The organism is Bacillus cereus group sp. MYBK227-1 (assembly GCF_051916325.1).
Lineage (GTDB): Bacteria > Bacillota > Bacilli > Bacillales > Bacillaceae_G > Bacillus_A > Bacillus_A cereus.
Window position 1 is genome coordinate 1 of the sequence record NZ_JBQAGK010000023.1, and the last position, 5,702, is coordinate 5,702.

Here is a 5,702-nt window from a genome sequence, read left to right on the forward strand (position 1 = left end):
AACACGGAAGTTAAGCTCTCTAGCGCCGATGGTAGTTGGGACCTTGTCCCTGTGAGAGTAGGACGTCGCCAAGCAACTTTAAGACGAGTCAGAATGACTCGTCTTTTTTGTGTTTATAAAAATAAGAATGGCTGGTAAATCTCAGTTTATTAAAATTTCACTTTATTGTTCACATCAACAAGTTCAAAACGCTCACAGACGAGTAACATATCTTCAGAGAAATTAAGACCAATCTCATTTAGTTCCTTTGTAAAAAAACGAACATGGGTGTCTCTCCAGTAATTATAAGTACGATCTCCTTCGCCTTCAGCGATAGCGAATTCTTCGCTTACTTCATTCATTGGTGTTACAGTTACTTCTATTGTCTTAATAATAGCTACAGGTTCATCATTACTATTGAGTATAATACTATAATCATTAGTAGTCGGTAGCGATTCATTTTCTAATTCATAAAAAATGTGACCGGAGCATGTAGCTGTTTTAATACCGTCAATTACTAGTTGTGCAAGATAATTAGGGGCATCCCCAAATTGCCAAGCTGTAACAGATTCTGGTTTTTTGTTGTTTCCCCAATAAGTATCCCAATATGTCTGTGCTAATTGATTCATTTTTATCGTCACCTCACTCTAATTAATATTTAATCTCTTTATAATTCCTTGGAAATTTATTTATTTGTTATGCCTTTGTACTTATTTTTAATTTGTATCAGTGTTTTGCAAATTAAAAAGATACTATGTGGAGTGAATATAGTTTGTAAATATGTTCTGTACATATATGGGATCTTTAATTTTCCAATTGCATTTTATGATAAAGGACATAGTTACTTAAAGAACGTTCAGATTATGAATGGTAGTTTATTATCACTATGCCATATTGAAGTGAGTAATACTAGAGTTGAAATAGATAAAAAAACCGATATTCTAAATTGAATATCAGTTTAATAATATGTGACTTATATGAATCTATAGCAATACGAAAAGCGTAAATAAGATAGCCAACAAAATACGGTAGTATGCAAAAGGTTTTAAACCTATCTTCTCTAAAAGCTTTAGAAAAGTTACTACTGCTAGCATCGCTACTATAAAAGAGGTAATGAATCCTACCGCGAACATAGGGATGTCATCGACACTTAAATACTTCCAACTTTTTAGTAAGTCTAAGCCTGTTGCCCCAATCATTACAGGAAGAGCTATTAGAAAAGAGAATTCAGATGCAGTCTTATAATTTACTTTTGCCAATAGACCTCCAGAGATAGTAGAGCCAGCTCTAGAGAAGCCAGGGTATACCGCTAAGCACTGAAATAATCCGATTGTTAAAGCTTGGCGGTATGTTAAATCGTCCAGTGAATAGGCTGCTGCCTCTTTCTTTTTTACTTCTGCAAAGATCATAAGAATTGCCCCTGCTACAAGTCCAATCACAACAGTGTATGGCTGGAATAAGTATGTTTTAATAATATCATGTAGTAGCAAGCCAGCAACCACTGCCGGAAATACGCCAAGAAATACATGGAACGCGTTGAATTTTTTTTCTTTCTGTATAAGAGGTTTAATATTACATAAAGAAACGAGACGTTTATGATATAAAATTGCAATAGCTAAAATTGCGCCTAGCTGAATAACAATTTCAAACGTTTTTGCTCTTTCTCCCTCAAAGCCTAATAAATGCCCGACTAATATAAGGTGGCCAGTAGAAGATATAGGTAAAAATTCAGCTAATCCTTCTACAATACCGAGTATGAAGGCAATAATGATATCGCTCATAGTTTCACTCCTATACATTAATGAATGTCTACTTTTTTAAAATAGAATAGTGTTGCAATAAATCCGGAAATTGTCGTTACTGCAATGATGATATAAGAATACTCTGGTGGATATGTCGGTTGTAATTCGTTATTTGCGATATCTAGAGTAGCGGTCCACGGAAATAAATCTTTATGCTTGGAGTTTACGAGCATAAGATTAGTCATTGTAATAATGACTGTTAATATAATGGGTGGTACATAGCTCTTCATTACAAGAGTTAGTAGCACAATAGGTGAAGACAATAGAAAGAGAAGTCCACCACATATTAAAAATTCTAGGAAAGAACCTAAAAGTAAAGAAATGTTAAAACCAGGGAAGTTCCCCAATAGCCCTAATATTAAAGTAAGTGCCCAAGCGACTAAAGTTAGCATCATAATCCAAAGAAAGAGAATGATGAATTTACTTGTAATAAAGCTAATGCGTGACACGGGGATAGTTAGTAAATTTTTCAGTGTATCTTCTGTATATTCGCGGGTAAGCAAATAAGCAACCACTACTCCATATAAGGGGAATCCTATAACTAAAGTAGTATATAAGTTAACGTCAGTAAATAATTGATCGAACCAAATAGTTGGAGTTGGCTGTTTTGTTTTTATATGTATATAAGAGGCTACTACAACTAAGAAAGGTGCGACACCAGCACCAATAATGCTAATTAAAAACATATTAGAGCGTTTTAGTTTTAAGAGTTCTGTATAGAGTAGATTAACCAATTGTTCCACCTCCAACTAGTTTGGTGAAATAATCTTCTAGTCTATCTTCACTTATCATCATTTTTAATACTTCAATATCGTTAAGAACGAACGTTCTGTTTATGTATCCTTGTTGTCCAAAATGAGAGTAAATACGAATATTTCCTTCATCATGTACTTCATAATCAAAAATTTGAAGATGATTTTCTAATAACATCACAGCTTTATCGTCATTATTCACTTGAAACTCTATGTACTTACGGTTTGCTTTGCGTAGCGTATCAAGAGAAACTTCTTCTAGTAACTTTCCTTCATGAATAATTCCGATACGATCAACTAACTGTTCTACCTCGGCTAATATGTGACTAGAAATCAGTATTGTTATATTTCTTTCTTGAGCTAAAGAATGAATAAGTTTTCGCATTTCTTTAATACCAATAGGGTCTAGTCCGTTAGTTGGTTCATCTAATATGAGTAGCTCAGGATAATGGAGAAGAGCACGCGCAATTCCTAAGCGTTGCTTCATTCCTAAAGAATACTTTCCTACTAACTTTTTTGTCTCATGCTGCAAGCCTACTATTTCTAATGCTTCTTCGATAGCATTCTTTTTGTGAACCCCAATTATTTTTGCATTAATTAATAGGTTTTCTTTTGCAGTTAAGTTTTCATAAAATCCTGGAACTTCAACTATAGAACCAATTCTGCTTAAAATATCTTTTTGATTTTGGAATAAGTTCTCTCCGAATATTTCAATCGTTCCACTTGTAGGCTTTATAAGACTAAGCAGCATGCGAATGGTTGTTGTTTTACCAGCACCGTTGCGGCCTATGAAGCCATAAATCTCCCCTTGTTGAACATTAATATTTAAATTATCTACTGACTTTTGATTGCCATATACTTTAGTAAGGTTAGTCGTTTTTATAATTGTATTTATAGGAGACACCTGCTTTCTATAAGTTCTTACTTACATCATAAAAAGGAAGGCTTAACTGCATATTAATCATTTCTTAACTATTTCTTAAAAGTATTGTGTTTTGGAATAGAAAAGCCAAAAGTAGTTCGTTTCCATGGAGTACTTTCAACCCATATATGTCCACCGTTTTTCTCAACGAGCGCTTTGGAAATAGAAAGCCCGAGACCGCTACCACCAAATGAAGAGTTTCTTGATTGTTCGCTTCTGTACATTCGCTCAAATACGTTTTGTAAATCATGTTTTGGAATACCAGGGCCTTGATCCCAAATATGAAGTTCGTATTCTGCATCAGCTTCTAGCAATTCGACTCCTATTGTTTTCCCATCCTTTCCGTAATAAATTGCATTTTTCATTAAATTACCGATAATCCGCATAATGCTTAGATGATCTGCGATGATAGGACAAGTAGACTCTGGTATGCGAATTTGCAGTTCGATGTTATGTTTTGAGAGCTCAGGTAAAAATTCAATCAAAACTTCTCTAGTAACTTCAGAAAAGTCGAGTTCTTCTTCTTTTAGTGGAAATTCATTAGCGTCTAGCTTCGCCATATTGAATATTTCATCAACTAGGTGCTTTAAGTTATTTGATTTCATATAGAGTATTTTAAGATATTCTTGTTTTTCTATTTCAGAAGCAGCAACTCCGTCTTTCAAAGCATCTATATATCCGATAATGGAGGTGAGTGGTGTTCGTATATCGTGGGAGATACTAGACAAAAGTTGTTTTCTGGATTCCTCGGATCTTTTGGCTTCAATTTGAACCTGCTCTAATTTACCTATTAGCTCGTTTATTGAAAAAACGATATTATGTAATGAGTGGTCATTGCTTGTGAATAATCTCGTTTGTAAGTTTCCTTTTAGTACACGACTTAATTTAGTATCCATTGCTTTGCGATGTTGAATGAATTGTATTCTTGAAAAGAAGAGATAAATTGTAATTAAGATAAGGATAATAAATAAAGACATTTTTATTCTTGGATCCATTTGTATGTTTAAAATCCCGCAAATGATAAGTTGTAATGAAATCAGGAAGAGGGTTTTATCAGTCTTCAAGCTTTTCACCTACAAACTTATAACCAATTCCCCATATAGTCTGAATGAATTTTGGATTGGAAGGGTCAATTTCTATTTTCTTTCTAAGTTTTCGAATATGTACCATAACGGTATTGTCATCTTCTATATAATTATCGTCCCATACATTTCGGAAGAGCTGTGTTTTTGTAAATACTTGCCCTGGGTTTGAAGTAAAGAATTTTAACAGTTCCAGTTCTTTTCCGGTTAAGCTAATTTCTTCTTTGTTTGTATGAACTGTGTATGTATTTAAATTGATAGTTAGTCCTTTAAAAGATAAAGTTGTTTTTTCTTGAGCAGTATTGTTACTTCCGAGAACTAAAAAACGCCGCATAAGAGCTTTTACTCGTGCAATTACTTCGTGAATGCTGAAAGGTTTCGTAATATAATCATCAGCACCAATGCTTAAACCTAAAATTTTATCAACTTCGTGATCTTTAGCGGTGAGCATTAATATAGGTACGTTAGTTTTATCTCTAAGTTTTTTACATACCTCGATTCCATCTATTTTGGGCATCATAAGATCTAGTATAACGAGGTTATAGTTATTTTGATTAAATAAATGTAAGGCTTCTTCGCCGTTGATTGCAGTGTCTACCATGTATAATTCTCGTTCTAAATATATTTTTAATAAATTTCGGATTTCTTTATCGTCGTCTGCTATAAGGATACGTATATCTTTCATATCTTCACCTGCTTCTAATAGAGTTTTATTGATAGTACAACAACTCTCTAATTATATACTAGTATTTGTTAAAATAAGGTTGCTAGTTTTGTTGGAGGAAAACGTCCACACAAGTTAAGTCTAGAGTTCAAATTAACTCGAATATATTTGGAAAAACAAATTAAAGGGAAGCAGAAGGTGTGCTCCGATAATGAAATCCTATAGAGACGTATTTAGTTAAAAGAGCATAAAAATATTAAATTGAAGTTCTTTATAAAAAAGTGTTGACGATTATGCTTTAGAGGTGTAATATAGAACAAGTCGCCGATGACAATAACGTCGTAAGCGACAAACGAAATGAAAAACTTAGTTGACATTGAAAGATGAAAATGTTAACATAAGGAAGTCGCAAATGAGCGGCCAAGTAGTTCTTTGAAAACTGAACGAAACAAACAACGTGAAACGTCAATTTTTATTTTAGATGCTAGACAAACTAACTTT

General features: G+C 33.5%; 6 protein-coding genes. All 6 read right to left on the reverse strand.

Annotated features, from left to right (window positions below; all coding sequences use genetic code 11):
• Nucleotides 1–149: 149 nt before the first annotated feature.
• The 6 genes from ACTFRM_RS31115 to ACTFRM_RS31140 all read right to left on the reverse strand — a co-directional run bounded on the left by ACTFRM_RS31115 (nucleotide 150) and on the right by ACTFRM_RS31140 (nucleotide 5,222).
• The gene (locus ACTFRM_RS31115) at nucleotides 150–608 is read right to left on the reverse strand and encodes an ASCH domain-containing protein (RefSeq protein WP_001072420.1); all 459 of its coding nucleotides are present in this window, start codon (nucleotides 606–608) and stop codon (nucleotides 150–152) included.
• A gap of 354 nt (nucleotides 609–962) precedes the next feature.
• Complete coding sequence (gene uppP, locus ACTFRM_RS31120) at nucleotides 963–1,760, reverse strand: undecaprenyl-diphosphate phosphatase UppP (RefSeq protein WP_001279957.1); 798 nt, start codon at nucleotides 1,758–1,760, stop codon at nucleotides 963–965.
• Nucleotides 1,761–1,777: 17 nt separating this feature from the next.
• Nucleotides 1,778–2,515 carry an ABC transporter permease gene (locus ACTFRM_RS31125; protein ID WP_000247711.1) on the reverse strand — a complete coding sequence of 246 codons (738 nt, stop codon included), beginning with the start codon at nucleotides 2,513–2,515 and terminating at the stop codon, nucleotides 1,778–1,780.
• Nucleotides 2,508–3,437 carry an ABC transporter ATP-binding protein gene (locus tag ACTFRM_RS31130; RefSeq protein WP_000074581.1) on the reverse strand — a complete coding sequence of 310 codons (930 nt, stop codon included), beginning with the start codon at nucleotides 3,435–3,437 and terminating at the stop codon, nucleotides 2,508–2,510. Before ACTFRM_RS31130 ends, ACTFRM_RS31125 begins: the two co-directional genes overlap by 8 nt.
• A gap of 68 nt (nucleotides 3,438–3,505) precedes the next feature.
• The gene (locus tag ACTFRM_RS31135) at nucleotides 3,506–4,519 is read right to left on the reverse strand and encodes a sensor histidine kinase (RefSeq protein ID WP_000845329.1); all 1,014 of its coding nucleotides are present in this window, start codon (nucleotides 4,517–4,519) and stop codon (nucleotides 3,506–3,508) included.
• Nucleotides 4,509–5,222 (reverse strand): response regulator transcription factor, encoded by a 714-nt coding sequence (locus ACTFRM_RS31140; protein WP_000651997.1) that lies wholly within the window; start codon nucleotides 5,220–5,222, stop codon nucleotides 4,509–4,511. Before ACTFRM_RS31140 ends, ACTFRM_RS31135 begins: the two co-directional genes overlap by 11 nt.
• Nucleotides 5,223–5,702 lie beyond the last annotated feature (480 nt).